This window comes from Sphingomonas folli (genome assembly GCF_019429525.1).
Lineage (GTDB): Bacteria > Pseudomonadota > Alphaproteobacteria > Sphingomonadales > Sphingomonadaceae > Sphingomonas > Sphingomonas folii.
The window spans coordinates 153,966-175,208 of sequence record NZ_JAHXZL010000004.1 but is presented as its reverse complement, the minus strand read 5'-3'; the positions used below and the strand labels follow the sequence as shown (position 1 = coordinate 175,208).

General features: G+C 70.9%; 17 protein-coding genes. 11 read left to right on the top strand and 6 right to left on the bottom strand.

Annotated features, from left to right (window positions below):
• Positions 1 to 9 precede the first annotated feature (9 nt).
• Complete coding sequence (locus KZ813_RS07820) at positions 10 to 168, top strand: hypothetical protein (protein WP_219754413.1); 159 nt, start codon at positions 10 to 12, stop codon at positions 166 to 168.
• 211 nt (positions 169 to 379) lie between these two features.
• On the opposite strand, the gene KZ813_RS07815 is transcribed toward KZ813_RS07820, so the two are convergent.
• Complete coding sequence (locus KZ813_RS07815; protein WP_219754412.1) at positions 380 to 2,800, bottom strand: zinc-dependent metalloprotease; 2,421 nt, start codon at positions 2,798 to 2,800, stop codon at positions 380 to 382.
• A 120-nt stretch (positions 2,801 to 2,920) separates the two neighbouring features.
• On the opposite strand from KZ813_RS07815, the gene KZ813_RS07810 reads away from it, so the two are divergent.
• From KZ813_RS07810 to KZ813_RS07800, 3 genes are all read left to right on the top strand, one after another.
• Positions 2,921 to 3,406, top strand: coding sequence for an Lrp/AsnC family transcriptional regulator (locus tag KZ813_RS07810; RefSeq protein ID WP_219754411.1), 486 nt, complete (start codon positions 2,921 to 2,923; stop codon positions 3,404 to 3,406).
• A 512-nt stretch (positions 3,407 to 3,918) separates the two neighbouring features.
• Positions 3,919 to 6,855 (top strand): TonB-dependent receptor plug domain-containing protein, encoded by a 2,937-nt coding sequence (locus KZ813_RS07805; RefSeq protein ID WP_219754410.1) that lies wholly within the window; start codon positions 3,919 to 3,921, stop codon positions 6,853 to 6,855.
• Positions 6,856 to 6,880: 25 nt separating this feature from the next.
• On the top strand, positions 6,881 to 8,476 hold the full coding sequence (locus KZ813_RS07800) for an amidohydrolase (RefSeq protein ID WP_219754409.1): 1,596 nt from the start codon (positions 6,881 to 6,883) through the stop codon (positions 8,474 to 8,476).
• Positions 8,477 to 8,698: 222 nt separating this feature from the next.
• On the opposite strand, the gene KZ813_RS07795 is transcribed toward KZ813_RS07800, so the two are convergent.
• Both KZ813_RS07795 and KZ813_RS07790 read right to left on the bottom strand, forming a co-directional pair.
• A complete protein-coding gene (locus tag KZ813_RS07795; protein WP_219754408.1) occupies positions 8,699 to 9,358 on the bottom strand; it encodes an OmpA family protein in 660 nt (219 codons plus the stop codon).
• On the bottom strand, positions 9,355 to 11,172 hold the full coding sequence (locus tag KZ813_RS07790) for a cation:proton antiporter (protein ID WP_219754407.1): 1,818 nt from the start codon (positions 11,170 to 11,172) through the stop codon (positions 9,355 to 9,357). Before KZ813_RS07790 ends, KZ813_RS07795 begins: the two co-directional genes overlap by 4 nt.
• Positions 11,173 to 11,325: 153 nt before the next feature.
• Here KZ813_RS07790 and KZ813_RS07785 point away from each other — a divergent pair, with 153 nt between their 5' ends.
• The 6 genes from KZ813_RS07785 (at position 11,326) to KZ813_RS07760 (ending at position 16,935) form a co-directional block, all read left to right on the top strand.
• Entirely contained in the window at positions 11,326 to 11,550 is a 225-nt protein-coding gene (locus tag KZ813_RS07785) for a DUF1272 domain-containing protein (RefSeq protein WP_219754406.1), read from the top strand.
• Entirely contained in the window at positions 11,547 to 12,716 is a 1,170-nt protein-coding gene (thiD, locus tag KZ813_RS07780) for a bifunctional hydroxymethylpyrimidine kinase/phosphomethylpyrimidine kinase (RefSeq protein ID WP_219754405.1), read from the top strand. The genes KZ813_RS07785 and thiD overlap by 4 nt, the downstream gene beginning before the upstream one ends.
• The gene (gene rnhB / locus KZ813_RS07775; RefSeq protein ID WP_219754404.1) at positions 12,716 to 13,324 is read left to right on the top strand and encodes a ribonuclease HII; all 609 of its coding nucleotides are present in this window, start codon (positions 12,716 to 12,718) and stop codon (positions 13,322 to 13,324) included. The genes thiD and rnhB overlap by 1 nt, the downstream gene beginning before the upstream one ends.
• Before the next feature lie 181 nt (positions 13,325 to 13,505).
• A complete protein-coding gene (locus tag KZ813_RS07770) occupies positions 13,506 to 14,636 on the top strand; it encodes a site-specific DNA-methyltransferase (RefSeq protein WP_219754403.1) in 1,131 nt (376 codons plus the stop codon).
• Between the two features lie 163 nt (positions 14,637 to 14,799).
• Entirely contained in the window at positions 14,800 to 15,846 is a 1,047-nt protein-coding gene (folP, locus tag KZ813_RS07765; protein ID WP_219754402.1) for a dihydropteroate synthase, read from the top strand.
• A 3-nt stretch (positions 15,847 to 15,849) separates the two neighbouring features.
• The gene (locus tag KZ813_RS07760; protein ID WP_444547598.1) at positions 15,850 to 16,935 is read left to right on the top strand and encodes a bestrophin family protein; all 1,086 of its coding nucleotides are present in this window, start codon (positions 15,850 to 15,852) and stop codon (positions 16,933 to 16,935) included.
• A 19-nt stretch (positions 16,936 to 16,954) separates the two neighbouring features.
• On the opposite strand, the gene msrB is transcribed toward KZ813_RS07760, so the two are convergent.
• The 3 genes from msrB to KZ813_RS07745 are packed head-to-tail and all read right to left on the bottom strand — an operon-like array spanning position 16,955 to position 19,019.
• On the bottom strand, positions 16,955 to 17,404 hold the full coding sequence (msrB, locus tag KZ813_RS07755; protein WP_219754400.1) for a peptide-methionine (R)-S-oxide reductase MsrB: 450 nt from the start codon (positions 17,402 to 17,404) through the stop codon (positions 16,955 to 16,957).
• A complete protein-coding gene (locus tag KZ813_RS07750; RefSeq protein ID WP_219754399.1) occupies positions 17,401 to 17,940 on the bottom strand; it encodes a metallophosphoesterase family protein in 540 nt (179 codons plus the stop codon). Before KZ813_RS07750 ends, msrB begins: the two co-directional genes overlap by 4 nt.
• The gene (locus KZ813_RS07745; protein WP_219754398.1) at positions 17,937 to 19,019 is read right to left on the bottom strand and encodes an SPL family radical SAM protein; all 1,083 of its coding nucleotides are present in this window, start codon (positions 19,017 to 19,019) and stop codon (positions 17,937 to 17,939) included. The genes KZ813_RS07750 and KZ813_RS07745 overlap by 4 nt, the downstream gene beginning before the upstream one ends.
• A gap of 126 nt (positions 19,020 to 19,145) precedes the next feature.
• Here KZ813_RS07745 and KZ813_RS07740 point away from each other — a divergent pair, with 126 nt between their 5' ends.
• Positions 19,146 to 21,203, top strand: a complete 2,058-nt coding sequence (locus KZ813_RS07740; RefSeq protein WP_219754397.1) for a M13 family metallopeptidase — start codon at positions 19,146 to 19,148, stop codon at positions 21,201 to 21,203.
• Positions 21,204 to 21,243 lie beyond the last annotated feature (40 nt).

Here is a 21,243-nt window from a genome sequence, read left to right as displayed (position 1 = left end):
TCGGGGTCGGTGTCGATGCAGGTCGTGACGGTATTGCTGCTCACAGGGTCTGGGCTGCACTGCGCCGCCGCGGATGAGCTGGCCGTCCCGATCGCGACGATGCTCGCGCTGAGCGCGAGTGACCACCGGCGCATCCGCACCGAAGCCAGCTTCCTCATCTTAATTTAACCCCCTGATTACACGCGATTCCCCAATCGCAGCTCGACGTGCTAGTCGGTTTTGGCCAGTTCCGTCCAGCGCAGTTTTGCCCCACATTGAACCGAGCGATACGGCGCGGGACGGCGATCTCGCGCGGCGCATCGGCTAGTCTGCGGGGCCAAGGTCGTGATCGTGGTGGTGGAGATGACGGGCTGCTAAAGGATTAGCCACCGCCTCTCGCTCACCCGATCGGCATGCCCGGCGGGATCGCCGGCGCGGCGCGCGACGCCGGCGCGAGCGCGCGGTCGAGCGCGTCCGGGTCGCCGAGCAGTCGCGCCACGGCCTGCGCCCAGGCGTCGCGCTTGTCGCGCGCGAGCCGCTCGCGCACCGCCACCAGCGCGCCGTCGAGCCGCAGCGCCACGTCCGCCCCGGTCGCAGGCGCGCGCGCCGCCGCGGCGATCGCCAGCACCGTCCGCAGCGCGATCCGCTGCGTCACCGCGTCGTCGTGGCGCGCCACCACGCCGCGGTCGAGCCGGTCCAGCAAAGTTTCCACGCCGGGCAGCGCCGGGTCGGCGGCGTGCTGGAGATGGAGCCGGGTGAGCCGCGACGGCGCCAGCAGCGTCTCGAGCGTGACCTGCGCCGCCACGTCGGTCGCGACCAAGGGATCGAACACCGCGCCGCCCGCGGTGTCGAACACTTCCGTGTCATATTGCGGGTCGGCGTTGCCGTTGACCCCCGACGACAGCGTCAGCGCCAGCGCGGGCGGCACGGTGAGCGCGGCGGGAGCGAGCGTCGCCATCAGCGCGTCGAGCGCTTCTCCCTGCTCGGCCGCGGTCGCGCGGGTCGGGGGCGGGGCGCTGTCGCCCGCGGTGGCGTAGCTGTAGTGAACCCCGCCGAGCGTCTTGCCGATCGCCGCCACGGCGTAGCGGTGGAACAGCCACAACGGCACGAAGCTGCGGCGCAGGTCGGCGAGCGGCGCGCCGGCGTGAAGCACGCCCGGGCCGAAGCGCGCCAGCGCGACGCGGCGCACCGCCATCACGTGCGCGAGGTCCGCGGGGGAGTCGGCGCCCTCGGTCCACATGCTGTCGCCCGGCACCGCCAGGCTCGAGTCGCGGCCGTCGATGTCGGTGAGGTAGCGCATCCCCGCGCGCTGCGCCGCGTCGGCCTTGGCCGCGGCGGCGACGTCCGGGTCGGTGCCCGCGGCGGGCTGGCCGTAGAGCCAGTCGACCGTGAACTTGTCCCACGCGCCGATGCCGCTGGCATAAGCGTCGGACAGGTCGATCGCGTCGCCGTCGAGCGCGACCTTGGCGAAGGGATAGTCCATCACCGAGGCGCGATCCTGCGTGCTCGCGGCGAAATTGTGCGCGAAGCCGAGCGCGTGGCCCACCTCGTGCGCGCCGAGCTGGCGGATCCGCGCCAGCGCGACGCGGACCGGGTCGTTGGCGGTGCCCTTATTCTCCTCGGCGGTGCCGACCAGCCCCTCGAAGATCCAGATGTCCTGGCGCAGCCGCAGCCCCTCGAGCACGACATTGCCCTTGATGATCTCGCCGGTGCGCGGGTCGGTGACGCCGCCGCCATAGGACCAGCTGCGCGTCTGCCGCTCGTTCCAGTTGACCATATTGTAGCGCACGTCCTGCGGGTCGGCGTCGGCGGGCAGCACGCGGACCTGGAAGGCGTCGACGTAGCCGGCGGCGTCGAACGCCTGGTTCCACCAGGCGACGCCCTCGGCCAGCGCGGTGCGGATCGGCTCGGGCGCCTTGTTGTCGATGTAGAAGACGATCGGCTTGCGCACGCGCGAGCGCGCCGCGCCGGGGTCCATCTTCTCGAGGCGGAAATGGTTGGCATATTGCTGGAACACCGGCGCCCCCAGCGGGGTGTTGAACTCGTACACCGGGGTGGCGAAGGTGCCCGAGCGGATGTCGAAGCGGCGCGGCACGAAGCCGGGGGCGGGCAGGCGCACCAGCGAGTGGTGGACGGTGAAGCTCACCTGCCGCCCGTCGGGCGCGATCGTGTCGACCTCCTTGCCCGGCGTGTCCGAGGCATAGGTCTGCACCGCCTCCATCTCGATATTGTCGGGGAAGGCCTTGATCGAGCCGGGGTCGACCGCGCTGAGCGAGTCGACCAGCTTGAAGCCCTTGGCCTCGGCGTTGAGCTTGTCGGCCAGCCGCATCGTGTCGCGCAGCAGCAGCGGGGCGAGATCGACCGTCACCGCGCCGTCGGGCGCGGCCGCGGCGACGTCGAGCATCGCGACGGTGCTGAACGGGAAGTCCGCGCCGGCGCCGCGCCGCTCCAGCGCGTCACCCGACGAGCGGTAGCGCGGGTTCTCGAACACGACCGCCACCTTCTTCCCGAGCCGGCGGAAGGCGAGCAGCTGGGTGTCGCCGACCATGCCGTGGTCGATCCGGATCGGCGCCGAGCCCAAGCCGGTCTTGAGCGCGGTGGCGTAGAGGAAGCGCCCCGAGACGCCGTCGGCGTCGGGCGCGGGGAGGGTGACGAGCACCTTGCCGCTGTCACGCTCGACCTTGACGGGGAGCAGCGTGGGCACTGCGGCGGGGGCGGCCGTCGGCATCGTGTGCTGGGCGAGCGCGGCGGGAGCGGCGAGGCCGCCCGCGAGCAGGAGCGATGCGCCGAGCGCGCGGCGGAGACGATCGGTGCTGGTCATGCGGCCCCTTCGTGTTGCGACCTAACCGAGGCTAGCACGCCCGGCGTTGCGCATCCCGCCTCTTTCAGACAGCATAGACGCGAGGTGTGATGCTTTCGGGCGGCGGAATGGGGAAACGCGATGGATATCACGACGGCCGACATCGATCAGACCGACTGCCGCCTGCTCAGCGAGCTCACCGTCGACGGCCGGATGTCCGACGTCGCGCTCGGCGAGCGCGTCTATCTGTCGAGCACCGCGGCGGCGCGGCGGCGCAAGATCCTTGAGGAGCGCGGGCTGATCGCGGGCTATACCGCCAGCCTCGACCTCGACCGGCTCGGCTATGGCATCATGGTGCTGGTCTCGATCGAGCTCGCCTCCCAGGCCGAGCAGGCGTTGATCGAGTTCGAGGAAGCGGTGCTGCAATGCCCCTCGATGAGCTTCTGCAGCTTCGTCTCGGGTGACACCGATTTCGTCATGATGGTGCACGTGCGCTCGTTCAACGACTATGACCGGGTGTATCGCAGCGAGCTGTCGCGCCTGCCCTATGTCGCCAAGATTCGCAGCAGCTTCATCATGCGCCAGGTCGCTCGCCGCGAAGTGCCGCCAGTGGTGTTCGCGCGCTGAGGCGAAGGTGTGGGAAATCCTCCCCGGAACGGGGAGGGGATCGCCGCGCGTCGGCGCGGTGGGGAGTGGCTGTCCGCGAACGCCCCGCCTCCGAAAGACCCCTCACGTCAGTCGCGCCGTGGGGAGAGCCCCCTCCATCGCTCGCTGCGCGAGCGGTCTCCCTCCCCGTGCGGGGGAGGATCTGCGGGATGGCACCGAATCGGACCCTATGCTGGCTTCGGTCACCGAAACGTTCTTGCACGCCGGATTCCGTCACGCGGTGCGATCCTTTGCACGATCTTTTCTGGGATCACCCGCGCGCTAACGTGCAACCTTACGGTCATCAACGAGGCCTGAGCCGCAATTAAGTTGCGTGACGGCCTCCTCGATGAGGCTGCACCCGTCAGGGCGGGGCAGGCTGGGTCGCCCGCGGGAAGCGCCATTACACGCGTGCCACCGCCTCGGAGACGACCCACCAGGCCGGGGAGAGCGACGCCAGGGACGCGGTCGATTCTTCTCGGGGGTGTTCGAACATGCAGGTGACAACAGCGAAGGCGCGGCGGCGCCGCGCGGCCAAGGCGCTGCTTCTCGCGACCGCGACGACGGTGGGGGCGAGCGGCGCCGCCGCGCAGACACCCGCGCCCGCCGCGCCGCTCCAGAGCGTCGCGGCCGAGGCCGACGGCGCGCTCGCCGCCGCGCCGCCGCAGGACACCGGCGTCGATCCCACCCCGCCCGACGACATCGTCATCACGGGCAGCCGCATCGTCCGCGACGGCTATAGCGCGCCCACCCCCGTCACCGTGCTCGGCGCCGCCGAGCTGGCGGCGCAGCGCCCCGCCAACGTCTCCGACTTCGTCAACCAGCTGCCCTCGATCGCGCAGGGCAGCACCGCGGCGAACAGCTCGGGCTCGCTGTCGAACGGTCTCGCCGGGATCAACTCGGTCAACCTGCGCGGGCTCGGTGCGGGCCGCACATTGGTGCTGCTCAACGGCCAGCGCTCGGTCGCCTCCGCGGTCAACGGCGTGGTGGACGTCAACACCTTCCCGCAGGACCTGATCGAGCGCGTCGAGGTGGTGACCGGCGGCGCCTCGGCGCAGTACGGCTCGGACGCGGTCGGCGGCGTGGTCAACTTCATCCTCGACGAGAAATATCGCGGGTTCAAGGTCGCCGCCGACACCGGCATCACCGAGCGCGGCGACGGCCACAATTACCGCTTCGCCGCGACGCTGGGCAAGTCGCTGCTCGGCGACCGCGTCCACCTGCTCGCCAGCGCCGAATATTATCACCAGGACGGCGTCGACACGATCGCGCGCGACTGGAACGACCGCGGCTATTTCCAGATCAACAACCCCGCCTATACCGCGACCAACGGCCTGCCGCAGCGGCTGGTCGGCGAGGGGTTCGGGCCGGCGACCTATACCGCGGGCGGGCTGGTCACCGCCGGGCCGCTGCGCGGCACCTATTTCCTCGCTCCCGGCAGCACCGGCCAGCTCAACTACGGCACCACCAACGCGACCTCCTCGCCGTGGATGGTCGGCGGCGACTGGCGCACCACCCTGGCCGGGCACGCCGGGACCAACTCGCTGCTGCCCAACGAGAAGCGCGTCAGCCTCTTCTCGCGGATCGGGGTCGATCTCGCGCCCGACGTGCAGGTCTACGGCCAAGTCTCGTTCAACCGGTACGAGGGGCAGAGCTTCTACCAGCAGACCCCGAGCACCGGCGTCACCATCCGCGGCGACAATGCCTATCTGCTGACGCAATATCCCGACGTCGCCGCGCGCATGGCCGCGGCCGGGGTGTCGAGCCTGACGATCGGCACGTCCAACGCCGGCTTCCCCGTGCCCGGCAGCGACAATCGCCGCGACGTCTACCGCTATGTCGGCGGGGCGAAGGGCAAGGTCGGGCTGTTCGGCCGCAGCTGGTCGTGGGACGTCTACTACCAGCACGGGCTCACCAAGTCGCACGAGGAGCTGACCAACACCTGGAACAACGCGCGCATGGCGCTGGCGCAGGACGCGGTGCTGTCGGGCGGCCAGATCGTCTGCCGCTCGACGCTGAGCGACCCCGGCAACGGCTGCGTGCCGATCGACCGGCTCGGCACCGACGGGCCGTCCGCGGCGGCGCTCGGCTATATCTACGGCGCGGCACAGCCCCAGCGCGACCAGTCGATCCAGCAGGACGTCGCCTCGGCGAGCATGAGCGGCACGCTGTTCGACCTGCCCGGCGGCGCGGCGGCGATCGCGTTCGGCGGCGAGTGGCGCAAGGAGCAGATCGACGGCAGCGTCGACCCGCAGTTCAACTCCGGCTGGCTCTACGGCAACTACCTGGTCAATCGCGGCGATTACAACGTCAAGGAAGGGTTCGTCGAGCTCGACCTGCCGCTGTGGCGCGGGCTGACCGTCAACGCCGCCGGGCGCTACACCGATTATTCCACCTCGGGCTCGGTGTTCACCTGGAAGGCGGGCGCCACCTTCGAGCCGATCCCCGACATCAAGTTCCGCGGCACCTACAGCCGCGACATCCGCGCGCCCAACCTCCAGGAGCTGTTCGCCGCGGGCACCGCGCGCACCAACACCGTGATCCTGCCCGCCAACGCGCCCGCGACGGGATCGCAGCAGTTCCTCGAGAACACGATCGGCAACACCGCGCTCGACCCCGAGAAGGCGAAGAGCTGGACGGTCGGCGCGGTGGCGACGCCGCGCTTCCTGCCCGGCTTCACCGCCTCGTTCGACTATTACGACATCCGCATCAGCGACGCGATCGGCACCATCACCGCGCAGAACACGGTCGACTTCTGCTACTCGGGGACGACGCAATATTGCGACAACATCGTCTACTCTGGCGGCGCGCTCAGCTCGATCGTCATCCAGCCGTTCAACTTCGCCAGCCAGGTGGAGAAGGGCTTCGACATCGCGGTGAGCTATCGCCGCGATCTCGCCGAGATCGCCTCGTCGCTGCCGGGAAGGCTGACCGTCAACGGCGCGGTGACTCACTACATCGAGAACGTCATCGACAACGGCATCTTCCCGATCGACTATGCCGGCGTCAACGGCGGCAGCCTGTCGGGCACCTATTCGTCGCCGAGCTGGCGCTACCGCGTCAGCGCCTTCTACGAGGTGGACGCCTTCACGCTCAACCTCGTCGGTCGCGGTTTCGGCTCGGGCGTGTACGGCAACGACTATGTCGAGTGCACCAGCGGCTGCCCGGTCTCGACGACGCGCGCGCGCACGATCAACGACAATGACATCGGCGGCGCCTTCTACCTCGACGCCTCGCTGGGGGTGAAGCTGCGCTCGGGCGGGCGCGAGGGGTCGCTGACCTTCATCGTCACCAACCTGCTCGACAAGGACCCGCTGCTCGTCGGCAACGGGCCGGACGGCAACAACACGCCCGCGTACCCGCAGACCTCGCGCAGTCTCTACGACGTGCTGGGTCGCAGCTTCCGCGTCGCCTTCACGATGAACTTCTGACCGCATCACCAAGGGAGATCACGATATGACGAGGTTCCGCGACGCCGTGACCGCGCTGCTGCTGGGCGCGCTGCTGGCGCCCCAGGCGGCGCTCGCGCAGGCCGGCAAGGCGCTCAAGCGCGAGGCCGAGGACAAGGTCGACGCGCAGGCCAAGCAGATCCAGGTGATGGTGGACCAGGTGTTCAGCTACGCCGAACCAGGCTTCCAGGAGGTGCGCACCTCGGCCTATCTCACCGACGTGCTGGAGAAGGCCGGCTTCACCGTGCAGCGCGGCGTCGCCGGCATTCCGACCGCCTTCACCGCCACCTGGGGCGAGGGCGGGCCGCTGATCGCTCTGGGCAGCGACATCGACGGGCTGCTCGGCGTGTCGCAATATCCCGGCATGGCCGAGGCCAAGGCGATGGTCGAGGGCGGCCCCGGCCACGGCGAGGGACACAATGCGGGGCTGCCGCTGGTGATCGCCGCGGCGATCGCGGCCAAGTCGGTGATGGAGAAGCATCATATACCGGGGCGGCTGATGGTGTGGCCCGGCGTCGCCGAGGAGCTGCTCGCGACCAAGGCCTATTACGTGCGCGACGGGATGTTCAAGGGCGTCGACGCCTGCATCTTCACGCATGTCGCCAGCGAGTTCGGCACCGCCTACGGCGATTTCGGCATGAACGGCATGGTCTCGGTGGAATATCAGTTCCGCGGCAAGACCGCGCACTCGGCGGGCATGCCGTGGGAGGGGCGCTCCGCGCTCGACGCGGTGGAGCTGATGGACACCGCGTGGAACTATCGACGCGAGCATCTGCCCGTCACGCAGCGCTCGCACTACGTCATCACCGACGGCGGGGGGCAGCCCAACATCGTCCCCGCCACCGCCTCGGTCTGGTATTATTTCCGCGACCGCAGCTTCGGCGCGATCAAGTCGATGTACGAGACCGGCAACGAGATCTCGGAGGCGTCGGCCAAGGCGACCGGCACGACCGTGACGCATCGCGTGCTCGGCTATGCCGCGCCCAATTTCGGCAACAAGCCGATGGCGGAGGCGGCCTATGCCAATATCGCCGCGGTCGGCATGCCGCGCTGGTCGGCCGACGACCAGGCGTTCGCGCGCGCGGTGCAGCAGGCCAACCAGCGCAAGGTCAAGCCGCTCAAGACCAAGGTGACCGCGCTGTCGACGCCCGAGAACCGCCCGCAGTCGATCGGGGGCGGCTCGGACGATATCGGCGACATCATGTGGACGGTGCCGACGATCACGATCCGCTTCCCCTCGAACGTGCCCAACATGATCGGCCACCATCTCACCTCGGCGATGGCGATGGCGACCCCGATCGCGCACAAGGGGGCGGTGGCCGGCGCCAAGGCGGTGGCGATGACCGTGCTCGACCTGATGACCTCGCCCAAATTGCTCGCGCAGGCGAAGAGCTATTTCCAGGACGTTCAGCTCAAGACCGACACCTATGCGCCGCTGATCACCGCGCAGGACAAGCCCGCCATCTGGCTCAACGAGAAGGTGATGCGCGACATGCGCCCGCAGCTGGAGAAATTCTACTACGACCCGGCGCGCTACCCGAGCTACCTCGAGCAGCTCGGCATCGCTTATCCCGGCACCGCGCCGGCGACCGCGGCGCAGTGATCTGGCGTGGTGGGCGCGCCGCTGGCGAGGGGCGTGGGCGTCGAGGAGGCGCAGCGCGATGATCCTCCCCCCGAACGGGGAGGTGGCGCGCGTAGCGCGACGAAGGGGTGTCACCGGACGTGATTGCTGATGGACTCACGACCCGCGACACCCGTCAGGCCTTCGGCCAGACACCTTCCCCTGCGGGGGAGGATCGCCTGGCGCTAGATCGGGCCCACACCGTCATGGCCGGGCCGTCGCCTCGTCGGCTGGCGTCATGGCATTGCCCGCGACCGCGTCCTCGCCCTCCTCGGTGCCTCCGGGAGCAACCGCGGGCGGCGCGACATGCACCTCGACGCGACGGTTTCGCTGCCGCGCCGCGGGATCGTCGCTGCCGTCGGGGTGGGCGTTGGGCACCAGCGGCGTGGTCTCGCCGAGCGCGATCACGGTGATCCGCCCCGGGTCGATCCCCTCGGCGGCGAGATAGTCGCGGACGGTCTCGGCGCGGCGGCGCGACGCGCGCAGGTTGGCGCGATCGTCGCCGCGCGAGTCGCTGTGGCCGCGCAGCGTGAACGCGCCGCCGGCGCGTGCCGCGGGGCTGGCGACCAGCGAGTCGAGCGCCACCTTCGCCTCGTCGGTCAAGGTCTTGCCGCTCTCGTCGAAGCCGGCGACCGCGTCCTCGGCGCGCGGCGCCTCCTCCTGCGGTGCGGGGGCGGCGACCTCGGGGCGAAGGATCGACTTGGCGGGCGCCGCCGTGTCGTTGTCGGTGGCGGTCGCGGCGACCGCGTTGGCCGTGTCGGCGGCGTTGGCCTCGTCGCCGCGATCGCGCGCGGGCGGCGACGAGCAGGCCGCCAGGCCGAGCAGCAGCGCCGCCGCGCCGGCCCTGATCGCATTGTCGCTCATACGCTCACCTCCTGCTGCCCGCGTCGCGGCCCGGCGGGCGGACCGAAGCTGATGATCGTGTCGCCCGACTGCGGGATAGGCCGGCTGGCGTGCGAGAAGAAGCGCAGCGGGGCGCCCTTGCGCAGCAGCAGCAGCATGTCGGCCTCGTCGGCGAGGTCGGCGCGCGCGGTCGCATAGTCGAACTTGTCGGTGATCCGCGTCTTGCGGAACGCCCAGCCGTCGTCGACGCGGCGGACGATCTCCTCGACGCCGTGCCCGCTGGTGAAGAGCGCGCGGCCGCGCAGCGAGGCGGGCAGCGCGCGACGGTCGTCCTCGTGCGTGCCGGCGCCGAGCTGATACACGTTGTCGCGCCCGAGCTCGGGGGCGAATTCGTTGCAGACCAGCGCGTTGTACGCCTCGTTGTCGGTCGTGGCGACGAGCACCTGGAAGCGCGACAGGTCGAGCCGGTCCTCGGTCGCCTCAGCGAGGATCTCGCCGTGATAGGTGTCGACCCCGCCGCGCCGCGCCGGCGCGAGCCGCTGCCAGCTGGTGTCGCAGATCGTCACCGGCACCTCGAGCTGGCGCAGCTGCGCCGCCAGCGCGTTGCTCCACGGCGTCGCGCCGACGATCAGCAGCCCGCGCTCGGTCGCGCCGGTCACCTTGAGCCACCGCGCCACCGCGCCGATCGAGAAGCCGTGCGCGACGATCGTCGCCACCACCACCGCGAAGGACAAGGTGACCAGGATCGACCCGTCGTCATAGCCGAGATTGCCCAGCCGCAGCGCGAACAGCCCCGAGATCGCCACCGCCACGATGCCGCGCGGCGCGATCCAGGCGACCAGCAGCCGCTCGTTCCAGGGCACGCGCGTGAAGGCGAGGCTGAGCAGCACCGTGGCGGGGCGCACCAGGAACAGCAGCGCGAGCAGGAAGGCGGCGAAGCGCCACTCGAAGCGCTCGAGCACGCCCAGGTTGAGCGTCGCCGACAGCAGCACGAACACGCCCGAGATCAGCAGGACGGTGACATTCTCCTTGAACGGATGGATGTCGCGCAGCGAGTCGAGCCGCAGGTTGGCGAGCGCCACGCCCATCACCGTCACCGCGAGCAGCCCAGTCTCCTGCTGGACGAGGTTGGAGACCACGAAGGTGCCGATCACCGCGACCAGCAGCACCGGCGCCTTGAGATATTCGGGGACATGCCCGCGCGGGAAGGCCCAGGCGACCGCACGCGCCGCGCCATAGCCGATCAGCCCCGACACCAGGCTGGCGGCGAGCAGCGACAGCAGCAGCTGCGGGATCGTCACGCCCTCGCCGGCGCGGCGCAGATACTCGTAGGTCACGACGCCGCACAGCGCGCCGATCGGGTCGTTGACGATCGCCTCCCATTTGAGGATCGCGCGCGGCCGCGGCGCGATGTTGCTCTGCCGCAGCAGCGGGAGCACGACGGTCGGCCCGGTGACGACGAGGATGCCCGCGAACAGGATCGCGACCGGCCACACCAGGCCGCCGATGTAATAGCAGGCCAGCGCGCCGAGCAGCCAGCCGACGGGCACGCCGACCAGCAGCAACCGCGTCACCGCGCCGTCGGTGCGGCGCAGCTCGCGGAAGTTGAGGCTGAGCCCGCCCTCGAACAGGATGATCGCGACCGCCACCGCGACGAGCGGCTCGAGCAGGTCGCCGAAGGTGCGGTGCGGGTCGATCAGGCCGGTCACCGGCCCGGCGACGACGCCGGCGACGAGCATCAGCGCGATCGCCGGCCAGCCGGTGCGCCACGCCACCCATTGCGCGCCGATACCCAGCGCGCCGATCAGCGCGATGACGAGAGCCTGCTGTTCCATCCGCTGCGCATACGCGCGACGGCGCGGAAAGGAACCCGGGTGTCGGTGAGCGCCGCGCGCGCGGTGCGGAGGAGGGCGCGCGGATCATCGGCCACGAGCCCGGCTGCGTTCTCCCCCCGTGACCTCGCGCGCGCGGGGCGCTATGGCGCCCGCATGCTGGAGATGCGTCCCGACTGCGAGCGCTGCGGCGTCGACCTGCCCGCCGACGCGGGCGGCGCGTTCATCTGCTCGCTCGAATGTACCTATTGCGCCGACTGCGCCGACGACCTCGACGAGCGCTGCCCCGGCTGCGGCGGCGAGCTGCTCGACCGCCCCGCGCGCGTCGGTGCGACGCTCAAGAAGCACCCGGCTTCCACCGTGCGGCACCACCGCGGATGATGCCGCGGGTGCTGATCGTCGCCGGCTCGGACTCGGGCGGCGGCGCGGGGATCCAGGCCGACATCAAGACCGTCACGATGCTGGGCGGCCACGCGATGACCGCGATCACCGCGATCACCGCGCAGAACACGCTCGGCGTCCAGGCGGTCGCGGCGCTGTCGCCCGAGTTGGTGCGGCAGCAGATGGCGAGCGTGGTCGAGGACCTCGGCGTCGACTCGGTCAAGATCGGGATGCTCGGGGGCGCGGAGATCGCCGCCGCGGTCGCCGAGGAGCTGGAGAGCGACCGATACGGCCGCGCGATCGTGCTCGACCCGGTGATGGTGGCGAGCAGCGGCGCGGTGCTGGCCGACGCCGCCACGATCGAAGCGTTCGGGCGGCTGGCGCGACGCAGCGCGCTCGTCACGCCCAACCTGCCCGAACTGGCGGCGCTGTGCGGGCGCGAGTCGCTCGCCGCCGAGGCGGTCGCGGACGCGGCGCGCGACTATGCCGCCGCGATCGGCACGCCGCTGCTGGTGAAGGGCGGCCATGCCGAGGGGGCGAGCGTGGTGGACCGGCTGATCGGCCCCGACGGCGAGATCATGCGGTGGGAAGCGCCGCGCATCGACACGCGCCACAGCCACGGCACCGGCTGCACGCTGGCGAGCGCGATCGCCGACGGGCTGGCGCGGGGCCTCGCGCTGCCCGCCGCGATCGCGCGCGCGCGCGGGTTCGTCCGGGTCGCGCTGCGCGAGGCGCCCGGGCTGGGCGGCGGCCACGGACCGATGGGCCACGCGCGCGTGCGCCTCGACGTCGGCGCGGCGGCGCCGATGCTCAACCAGGTGACGTTGCCGGCAACCGACCACGTCGCCGCGCTCGCCTTCTACCGCGGTCTGGGGCTCGTCCCGATCGTCGCCAGCGGCAGCCGCTACGCGCGCTTCGAGAGCGAGGGGGGCGCGACGCTGTCGATCGAGGCGGCACAGGAGATCGATGGCCGACCGTTGGTGTTCCTCGAGGTCGCCGACGTCGACGCCGCGGTGACGCACGCGCGCGCCGCAGGAGTCGCGGTCGACGACGCGCGCGACCGGCCGTGGGGCTGGCGCGAGGCGCGGCTGCGCGACCCGTCGGGCAACGCCCTGTGCCTCTACCAGGCGGGCGAGAACCGTCGCTTCCCGCCGTGGCGGCTCTGATGCCCGGGCTGCTCCACGAGAAGCGCTGCCTACCGCCGGTGGCGGGTGTCGACGAGGCGGGGCGGGGGCCGCTCGCCGGGCCGGTGGTGGCCGCCGCGGTGGTGCTGCCCGCCCGGGGCGTGCCGCGCGGCATCGACGATTCCAAGAAGCTGGGCGCCGCCGAGCGCGCTCGGCTGTACGCGCGACTGCGCGACTGCGCGATCGTGGGCGTGGGCATCGTCGAGCCCGCCGAGATCGACGTGCTCAACATCTACTGGGCGACGATGAAGGCGATGACGCTCGCGGTCGACGCGCTGGCGGGCGCGCTGGGCGACGTGCCCGGGCACGTGCTGGTCGACGGCAACCGTCTGCCGCGTTGGAGTTACGCCGCCACCGCGATCGTCGGCGGCGACGCGCGGAGCCGCTCCATCGCCGCCGCCTCGATCGTCGCCAAGCACACGCGCGACCAGATCATGATCGCCGCCGCCGAATCGCACCCGCAATACGGCTGGCACTCGAACAAGGGCTATGGCTGCCCCGCGCACCTGCGCGCGCTGCGCGAACACGGGCCGTCGCCGCTCCATCGCCGCAGCTTCGCGCCCGTGGCGCAGTCGGTTCTGCCACTCTGAGTCTTTTCCGTCACACCACCATATATCGAGTCAATCTCGCCGCGGACGACTCAACATATGGACGTGGACTCATCTTGTTCCCCCAGCGACTCGGCTTCGGTCCACGAGTCGCCTGCGAAAAGCCGGCTTGACGGGGACGGCTTTCGGCGGCCTCTTGCGCGAGCGAAAAGGGGGCTGATCGATGGGGGTGATGGACAAGGTCGCGCGGTCGCGACGCGCCGCGGCGCCGGCGGACGCACCGCTCCCGCTCGACCAGATCGTGATGGGCGACTGTATCGCGGCGATGCGCGCGCTGCCCGCCAAGTCGGTCGACATGGTTTTCGCCGATCCGCCCTACAACCTCCAGCTCGGCGGCGAGCTGTTCCGCCCCGACGGCAGCCACGTCGACGCGGTGACCGACGATTGGGACAAGTTCGACACCTTCGCCGCCTATGACGCTTTCACGCGCGCTTGGCTGGCGGAGGCACACCGGATCCTCAAGGACGACGGTACGATCTGGGTGATCGGCAGCTACCACAATATCTTCCGGGTGGGTGCCGCGGTGCAGGACCTGGGCTATTGGATCCTCAACGACATCGTGTGGCGCAAGGCCAACCCGATGCCCAATTTCCGCGGCACGCGCTTCACCAACGCGCACGAGACGCTGATCTGGGCGTCGAAGGGCGAGAAGGCCCGATACACCTTCAACTATCGCAGCATGAAGACGCTGAACGACGAGCTGCAGATGCGCTCCGACTGGGAATTCCCGATCTGCGGCGGGCAGGAGCGGCTCAAGAAGGGCGGGGTGAAAGTCCATCCGACCCAGAAACCCGAGGCGCTGATCTATCGCATCCTGCTCGCCTGCACGAAGCCGGGGGACGTGGTGCTCGACCCCTTCTTCGGCACCGGCACCACCGGCGCGGTGGCGAAGCGGCTGGGGCGCCGCTGGATCGGGATCGAGCGCGAGCTGGCCTATGTCGACGCCGCGGCCGAGCGGATCGCCGCCGCGCTGCCGCTGGATGAGTCGGCGCTGGCGACGATGCAGAGCCCGCGCGCCGCGCCCAAGGTGGCGTTCGGCGTGCTGGTCGAGAACGGTTACCTCACGCCCGGCACGCTGCTGGTCGACGCCAAGCGGCGCCACCGCGCGACGGTGCGCGCGGACGGCTCGCTGGCGAGCGCGTGCGGTGCGAGCGGCTCGATCCACAAGGTCGGCGCGACGGTGCAGCAGGCGCCCGCGTGCAACGGCTGGACCTTCTGGCACCGCGAGGTGGACGGCGCGCTCGAACCGATCGACCGCGTGCGGCAGACGTACCTGCTCGCCACCCAGCCGTAAGTCGTTCGACAGGCGATACGGGATCGCCGATCCTCCCCTGACAGGGGGGATCAGCTGGATGGCGGTCATCTTGAGGGGCAATCGGCTCTGTTCCCAGCCAGCGCTTGGGCGTCCCGCCGAAGCGCGGTAGCAGGCGGCACTCGCCCAGCAGAAGGTCCGATCGATGCGCCTCCGCCCCGTCCACTTCGTCGACGCGCCCTTCGCTTACCCGGAGGGCACGGTGGCGCGGCTCGCCGGGGGTCTGCAATGGTTCGCCGCCTATGAGGTGAGCGGCGATGGCGCGCGCCGCGTCGTCCCCGTCGCCGAGGTCACGCGACTCGGCGAGCGCGCCGCGCTGCTCCACGCGCGCGTCACCGCGCCGCGCGCGCCGCTCGCGCTGGGCGAGCGCGTGCTGCGGCTCGACCAGCCGCAGGTCGCCGCGATCCTCAACGTCACGCCCGACAGCTTCTCCGACGGCGGCGCGCACCGCGACGACCCCGCCGCCGCGGCCGCCGCGGGCATGGCGATGGCCGCCGCCGGCGCCGCGCTGATCGACGTGGGGGGCGAGTCGACCCGCCCCGGTGCCGCGCTGGTCTGGGAGGAGGACGAGGCGCGTCGCGTCGCCCCGGTGGTCGAGCGGCTCGCGCGCGCGGGCGCGCTGGTCTCGGTCGACACGCGCAAGGCGCCGGTGATGGAGGCCGCGCTCGGCGCGGGCGCTGCGATCGTCAACGACGTGTCCGCGCTGCTGTGGGACGAGCGCGCGCTCGACGTGGTGGTGCGCAGCGGCGCGCCCGTGATCCTGATGCACTCGCCCGATCCGAAGGCCGGCGGGCACGGGCGCGTCGGCTACGCCGACGTGGTCGGCGAGGTGTTCGACTGGCTCGAGGCGCGGGTCGAGGCGGTGGTCGCCGCCGGGGTCGAGCGCGGCCGCGTGATCGTCGATCCCGGCATCGGCTTCGGCAAGTCGCTCGCGGACAATCTCGCGCTGCTCAACGGCCTAGCGACGTTCCAGGCGCTCGGCTGCGCGGTGATGCTGGGGGCCAGCCGCAAGCGGCTGATCGGCGCGCTCAGCAACGAGGCGCCGGTGGAGGCGCGGCTCGGCGGCTCGGTCGCGCTCGCGCTCAAGGGCGCCGAGGCGGGGGTGCAGCTGCTGCGCGTCCACGACGTGGCCGAGACGGTACAGGCGCTGCGCGTCTGGCGCGGCCTGCGCGACCGCGCCCTGGTCGGCTGAGGCATAGCGGGACCACTCGCGCTCGCGCGCAGGGGAGCCCTGCGCCGGCGACGTCGCCGCCCGAGCCCCTGGGCTTCGACGTTCGCCCGAGCACGAGGTCGCTCGACCGAAGGCATCTCGGGCCAGCGACCGACACCGACGCGCGGCTCTGTAACGTTCGGTTTCACCCGTGCAACGACCCCGCCGAACGCGCGTTGGCCGCGCATGATCGTCACCGCCGTGCCCCGCTTCACCCAGATCGTCCGCGAAGTCTGGAAGCCGCTGACGCTGCTGTTCATCTGGGACGTGATCGTCACCGTCACTTACTACGTGCTGCCGTTCAAGGCGCCCGAGCTACCGCTGACCCTGTTCGGCTCGGCGCTGGCGCTGTTCCTCGGCTTCCGCAGCAACTCGGCCTATCAGCGCTGGTGGGAAGGGCGCTCGCTGTGGGGCCTGATGATCAACGCCAGTCGCAACCTGGCGCGCGCGGCGCGCAATTTCCTGCCCGATCCCGAGGCGCGCGACATGAAGCGCACGATCGTGCTGCGCCAGATCGCTTATGTGAACGCGCTGCGCTGCCAGCTACGCAAGCAGAAGGCGGACGACGCGGTGCTTCGCTTCCTCTCTAAGGGAGAGGCGGACTTCGCGTTGTCGCGAACGAACATCGCCAACGGGATCGTCGACGGCACGGGCCGGCGCGTCAACCTGGCGCGCGAGAACGGCTGGATCGACACGATCCAGCAGGCCTCGATCGAGCGCGTGCTGATCGACATCGCCAACGCGCAGGGCGGCATGGAGCGGTTGAAGAACACGCCTTTGCCCAATCAATATCGCTTCTTCCCGATGATCTTCACGCACCTTTTCTGCATCCTGCTGCCGATCGGGCTGGTCGAGACGCTCGGCTTCGCGACGCCGCTCGGCTCCACCGTGGCGGGGCTGATGTTCCTCGCGGTGCTGGCGATCGGCGACGATCTGGTTGACCCGTTCGCGAACACCGTCCACGACCTGCCGCTCCTAGCGATGTGCCGCACGATCGAGATCGACCTGCTCCAGTCGATCGGCGAGGACGCGCCCGAGCCGATGACCCCCGAGCACGGCGTGCTGTGGTGAGCACGCCGCGCGGCGAGGCTCAGCCGATCTCCTCGACCTGCGACAGATACGCGCCATAGCCCTGCGCCTCCATGTCGTCACGGTGGACGAAGCGGAGCGACGCCGAGTTGATGCAATAGCGCAGCCCGCCGCGGTCGCGCGGGCCGTCGTCGAAGACATGGCCGAGGTGGCTGTCGCCGTGTGTCGAGCGCACCTCGGTGCGGGTCATGAAGTGCGAGCGGTCGACCAGCTCGGCGACGTTGGCGGGCTCGATCGGCTTGGTGAAGCTGGGCCAGCCGCAGCCCGACTCATATTTGTCGGCGCTGGCGAACAGCGGCTCGCCCGACACCACGTCGACATAGATCCCCGGCTCCTTGTTGTAGAGCAGCTCGCCGGTGCCGGGGCGCTCGGTGCCGCTCTGCTGGGTAACGCGATACTGCTCGGGCGTGAGCCGCGCGAGCGCCTCGTCGGTCTTGCGATAGTCCGTCATGCAACCTCCGTTCCCGGCTTAGATAAGGTGCGCGTCGGCGGCTTTCGAGATGGTGCGGCGAGCAGCTGCGCCAGCGTGACCGGCGCGAAGTCGTGCACGTCGACGCCGACGTCATATTGCCGCTTCATGGGCGCGAGCCGGCCGTGGCTGTGGCCGTGGAGATTGATCGCGCCGCGGTGCTGGCCGTTCCAGCTGCGGAACGGATAATGGCCGAGCACCAGCCGATGCCCGTCCAGCTCGAGCTCGGCATAGTCGCCGACGCTCGCCCAGCCCGGCGCGGCCAGCGTCGCCGCGGGATCGTTGTTGCCGCGCAGCAGGTGCTTGGTGCCGTTGAGGCACGCCAGCAGCGGCGCCACCGCGTCGGCGCGGCGCGCGACGTCGCCGAGGTGCCACACCGTGTCCTCCGGCGCGACCGTGGCGTTCCAGCGCTCGACCAGATGGGCATCCATCGCCGACACGTCTGGGAAGGGGCGATGCCAGATGTTGATCGTGCGATGATCGCCGAGATGCGTGTCGGCGGTGAACCAGATTGTCATGTCCAGTAGAGCACGCGCGCCGCGGGCAGCGCCGCCGCCAGCCGCGTCTCGAAGAAGGCGCGCAACGCGCGCATCGTCGCGGCGTCATACACCTGTTTCTCGCCGCCGAACTTGGTCCGCTTGGTGGCACGGTCCTGCCCGCTCATGTCGAGCGCCGAGCCCGGGTACCAGCTCTCCAGCACCGCGCGCGACGTGGCGGTGTAGCGGTGCGTGATCAGCTCGACGGTGAGGTCGAGGTCGGGCGCGCCGTCGAGCGCGGCGGCCGCGTCGTCGATCAGCGCGCCATAGGCCACCTCCCAGCCGGGCGCGGCGATGATCGGCGCGATCGTGAGCCCGACCGGGTAGCCCGCGTCCGCCATCTGCCGCAGGGCGCGCAGCCGCGCCGCGACCGGCGCGGTGCCGCCCTCGAAGCGTGCGAAGGCGGTCGGGTTGAGCGAGGCGCGCATCCGCGTGCGGCCCCCGTGATCCAGCGCGAGCAGCGGCGCGACGTCGGCGAACTTCGTGGTGAAGCGCAGCTGTGCCTCGGCCCGCCAGCGCCCGAACCATCTGATCGCGGCGGAGAGCGAGCCGGTCAACGGTTCCAGCGCGAGTGGGTCGGTATAGCAGGACGCCTCGAAGGTGGTGCCCTCGCCGGCACGCGCGCGCTGGCGCGAGGTGACCGTGCCGCGCCCGAGATGGTCGGGCAGCACCGCCAGGATCTCGTCGAGGTTGGCGTAGACCCGCGTGATCGGCGGCCCCTGCAGCGAGCCCGCGAGATAGCAGTAGCTGCAATGCGCCGGGCAGCCCTCGGCCAGGTCCATCCGCCAGTCGGCGCTGGGCGCGATCGGCTGGAGCCGGCGCTTGGACGGCGGCGCGACCGTGACCGCCAGGGTCGCTTTCGCCGCCGCATAGGCGCGGCGCGGGTCGTCGGGCAGATCCAGCGTGAGGCGGTCACCGGGCAGTTCGACCACCTCTACCCCCGCGGCGCCCGCGCGCGCGGCGATGGCGCGGCCGTGCGCGAAGCCGCGCGCGGCACGCGTGATCAGCAGCCGGCGCGGGCGCCAGACGACGGGGCGGGGGAGGTCGGTCGCGAGCGCCACGTGCGCCGAACGAGCGGCAGCGCCGCGGGTTCAGCCGCGCGTGGCCGCCGCGAGGCGCGCGATTGCGCGCGACACCGCGGTGCCTTAATCGAGTCACACAGTGACTCGATGAGGACGCCTGCCCCCATGACTTCGAAGATCCTGCTGGGACTCTCGCTCGTTGGCTCGATCGCCGCGGCCCCGCTGGCGGCACAGACCGCGCCCACGCCGACCGCTGCCGCCACGAGCGGCGCGCGCTACGGCGACTTCGGCGTCGACCTGACCGCGCGCGACACCGCGGTGAGGCCCGGCGACGATTTCTGGACCTATGCCAACGGCCAGTGGGACAAGACCACGCCGATCGCGGCCGACCGCCAGTCCGCCGGGCCCGCGGTGGTGCTGAGCGACGCGGCCGAGCTCCAGGTCCGCCGCATCCTCGAGGAGGCGACCAGCGACCCCGCCGCGATCGGCCCCGCGGCGCCGCAGATCGGCGCGCTCTACGCCAGCTTCATGGACCAGGCCGCGATCGAGCGCGCCGGCACCGCGCCGCTCAAGCCCTATTTCGCCAAGATCGACGCCGCGCGCGACCGCGCCCAGCTCCAGCGGCTGTTCGCGACCGTCGGCTATGCCTCGCCGGTCGAGATCAGCCAGCTGCCCGACCCGTCCGACCCGAACCGTTACGTCGCCAACTGGGGGCAGGGCTCGCTCGGCATGGGCGGGCGCGACTATTACCTGCTGCCCGGCGCCAAGTACGACGCCTATCGCGCCGCCTACCGCGGCTACGTCGAGCAGGTGCTGACGCTCGCCGGGCTGGGCGACGCGGCGGCGCGCGCCGACCGGATCGTCGCGCTCGAGACCGCGATGGCGAAGGTGCAATGGTCGCCGGTCGAGCAGCGCGACCTCGCCAAGATGCTCAAGCCGATGACGGTGGCGCAGCGCCGCGCGCTCGCGCCCGAGTTCGACTTCGCCGCGATGGAGACGACGGCGGGCTACGGCAACCAGCCGGTGCTGATCGTCAGCGACGACACCGCGCTGACCGCGCTGGGCAAGATCTTCGCCGCGACGCCGGTGAGCACCTGGCAGGACTGGATGAAGTTCCGTTTCGCCTCGAGCCAGGCCGCGGTGCTGCCCAAGGCGTTCGACGACGCGAGCTTCGCCTTCTACGGCAAGACGCTGAGCGACCAGCCCGAGCAGCGCGCGCGGTGGAAGCGCGGCGTGGCACTGGTCAACGGCGCGATGGGCGAGGCGGTCGGCAAGATCTACGTCGAGCGCTTCTACCCGCCCGAGAGCGAGGCCCAGATGGCCGAGCTGATCAAGAATCTCCGCGCCGCCTATCGCGAGCGGATCGCGGGCAACGGCTGGATGGACGCGGCGACCAAACAGGCCGCGCTGGCGAAGCTGGCCGCGTTCGAGCCGCGCACCGGGCATCCCGCGACCTATATCGACTATGCCGCGCTCAAGGTGGTCCGCGGTGATCCGCTGGGCAACGACCTGCGCGCCGCCGAGTTCGAGCACCAGCTCGATCTCAGCCGCTTCCCCAAGCCGGTCGATCGCAGCCTGTGGGGCATGACCCCGCAGACCGTGAACGCTTATTATGATCCGCTGGCGAACCAGATCACCTTCCCCGCGGCGATCCTCCAGCCTCCCTTCTTCGATCCCAAGGCCGACGCCGCGGTGAACTACGGCGCGATCGGCGCGGTGATCGGCCACGAGATGGGGCACGGCTTCGACGACCAGGGCAGCCAGTTCTCCGCCTCGGGCAAGTTCGAGAATTGGTGGACGCCCGCGACGCGCGAGGCCTTCACCCAGCGTACCGGGGTGCTGGTCGGCCAGTACGACCAATATGAGCCGATCCCGGGCGTGAAGGTGAAGGGCGCGCTGACGCTCGGCGAGAATATCGGCGACCTCGGCGGGATCGAGGCGGCCTATTCGGCCTATCAGCGTTACCAGGCCGAGCATGGCAAGGCGCCGGTGATCGACGGGCTGACCGGCGACCAGCGCTTCTTCCTCGCTTATGCCCAGGCGTGGCGGAGCAAGATCCGCGACGGGGCGCTGCGCGCGCGGTTGCTGACCGACCCGCACTCGCCGGCCTTCTACCGGGTCAACGGCATCGTCCGTAACGTCGACGCCTGGTACGACGCCTTCGGGGTCAAGCCGGGCGAGAAGCTGTACCTCGCGCCCAAGGATCGGGTGAAGATCTGGTGAGGGTGGCGGCCTAGGCGCCGCGGGTCAGACCCATTCTCTC

What these genes read in the sequence shown, in the direction of transcription:
- KZ813_RS07810 (WP_219754411.1), top strand. Translation starts at nt 2,921, where the DNA reads ATGGATATCACGACGGCCGACATCGATCAGACCGACTGCCGCCTGCTC.
- folP (WP_219754402.1), top strand. Translation starts at nt 14,800, where the DNA reads ATGCGCCTCCGCCCCGTCCACTTCGTCGACGCGCCCTTCGCTTACCCG.
- KZ813_RS07800 (WP_219754409.1), top strand. Translation starts at nt 6,881, where the DNA reads ATGACGAGGTTCCGCGACGCCGTGACCGCGCTGCTGCTGGGCGCGCTG.
- KZ813_RS07785 (WP_219754406.1), top strand. Translation starts at nt 11,326, where the DNA reads ATGCTGGAGATGCGTCCCGACTGCGAGCGCTGCGGCGTCGACCTGCCC.
- msrB (WP_219754400.1), bottom strand. Translation starts at nt 17,404, where the DNA reads ATGACGGACTATCGCAAGACCGACGAGGCGCTCGCGCGGCTCACGCCC.
- KZ813_RS07795 (WP_219754408.1), bottom strand. Translation starts at nt 9,358, where the DNA reads ATGAGCGACAATGCGATCAGGGCCGGCGCGGCGGCGCTGCTGCTCGGC.
- rnhB (WP_219754404.1), top strand. Translation starts at nt 12,716, where the DNA reads ATGCCCGGGCTGCTCCACGAGAAGCGCTGCCTACCGCCGGTGGCGGGT.
- KZ813_RS07815 (WP_219754412.1), bottom strand. Translation starts at nt 2,800, where the DNA reads ATGACCAGCACCGATCGTCTCCGCCGCGCGCTCGGCGCATCGCTCCTG.
- KZ813_RS07770 (WP_219754403.1), top strand. Translation starts at nt 13,506, where the DNA reads ATGGGGGTGATGGACAAGGTCGCGCGGTCGCGACGCGCCGCGGCGCCG.
- KZ813_RS07750 (WP_219754399.1), bottom strand. Translation starts at nt 17,940, where the DNA reads ATGACAATCTGGTTCACCGCCGACACGCATCTCGGCGATCATCGCACG.
- KZ813_RS07790 (WP_219754407.1), bottom strand. Translation starts at nt 11,172, where the DNA reads ATGGAACAGCAGGCTCTCGTCATCGCGCTGATCGGCGCGCTGGGTATC.
- KZ813_RS07805 (WP_219754410.1), top strand. Translation starts at nt 3,919, where the DNA reads ATGCAGGTGACAACAGCGAAGGCGCGGCGGCGCCGCGCGGCCAAGGCG.
- KZ813_RS07740 (WP_219754397.1), top strand. Translation starts at nt 19,146, where the DNA reads ATGACTTCGAAGATCCTGCTGGGACTCTCGCTCGTTGGCTCGATCGCC.
- thiD (WP_219754405.1), top strand. Translation starts at nt 11,547, where the DNA reads ATGATGCCGCGGGTGCTGATCGTCGCCGGCTCGGACTCGGGCGGCGGC.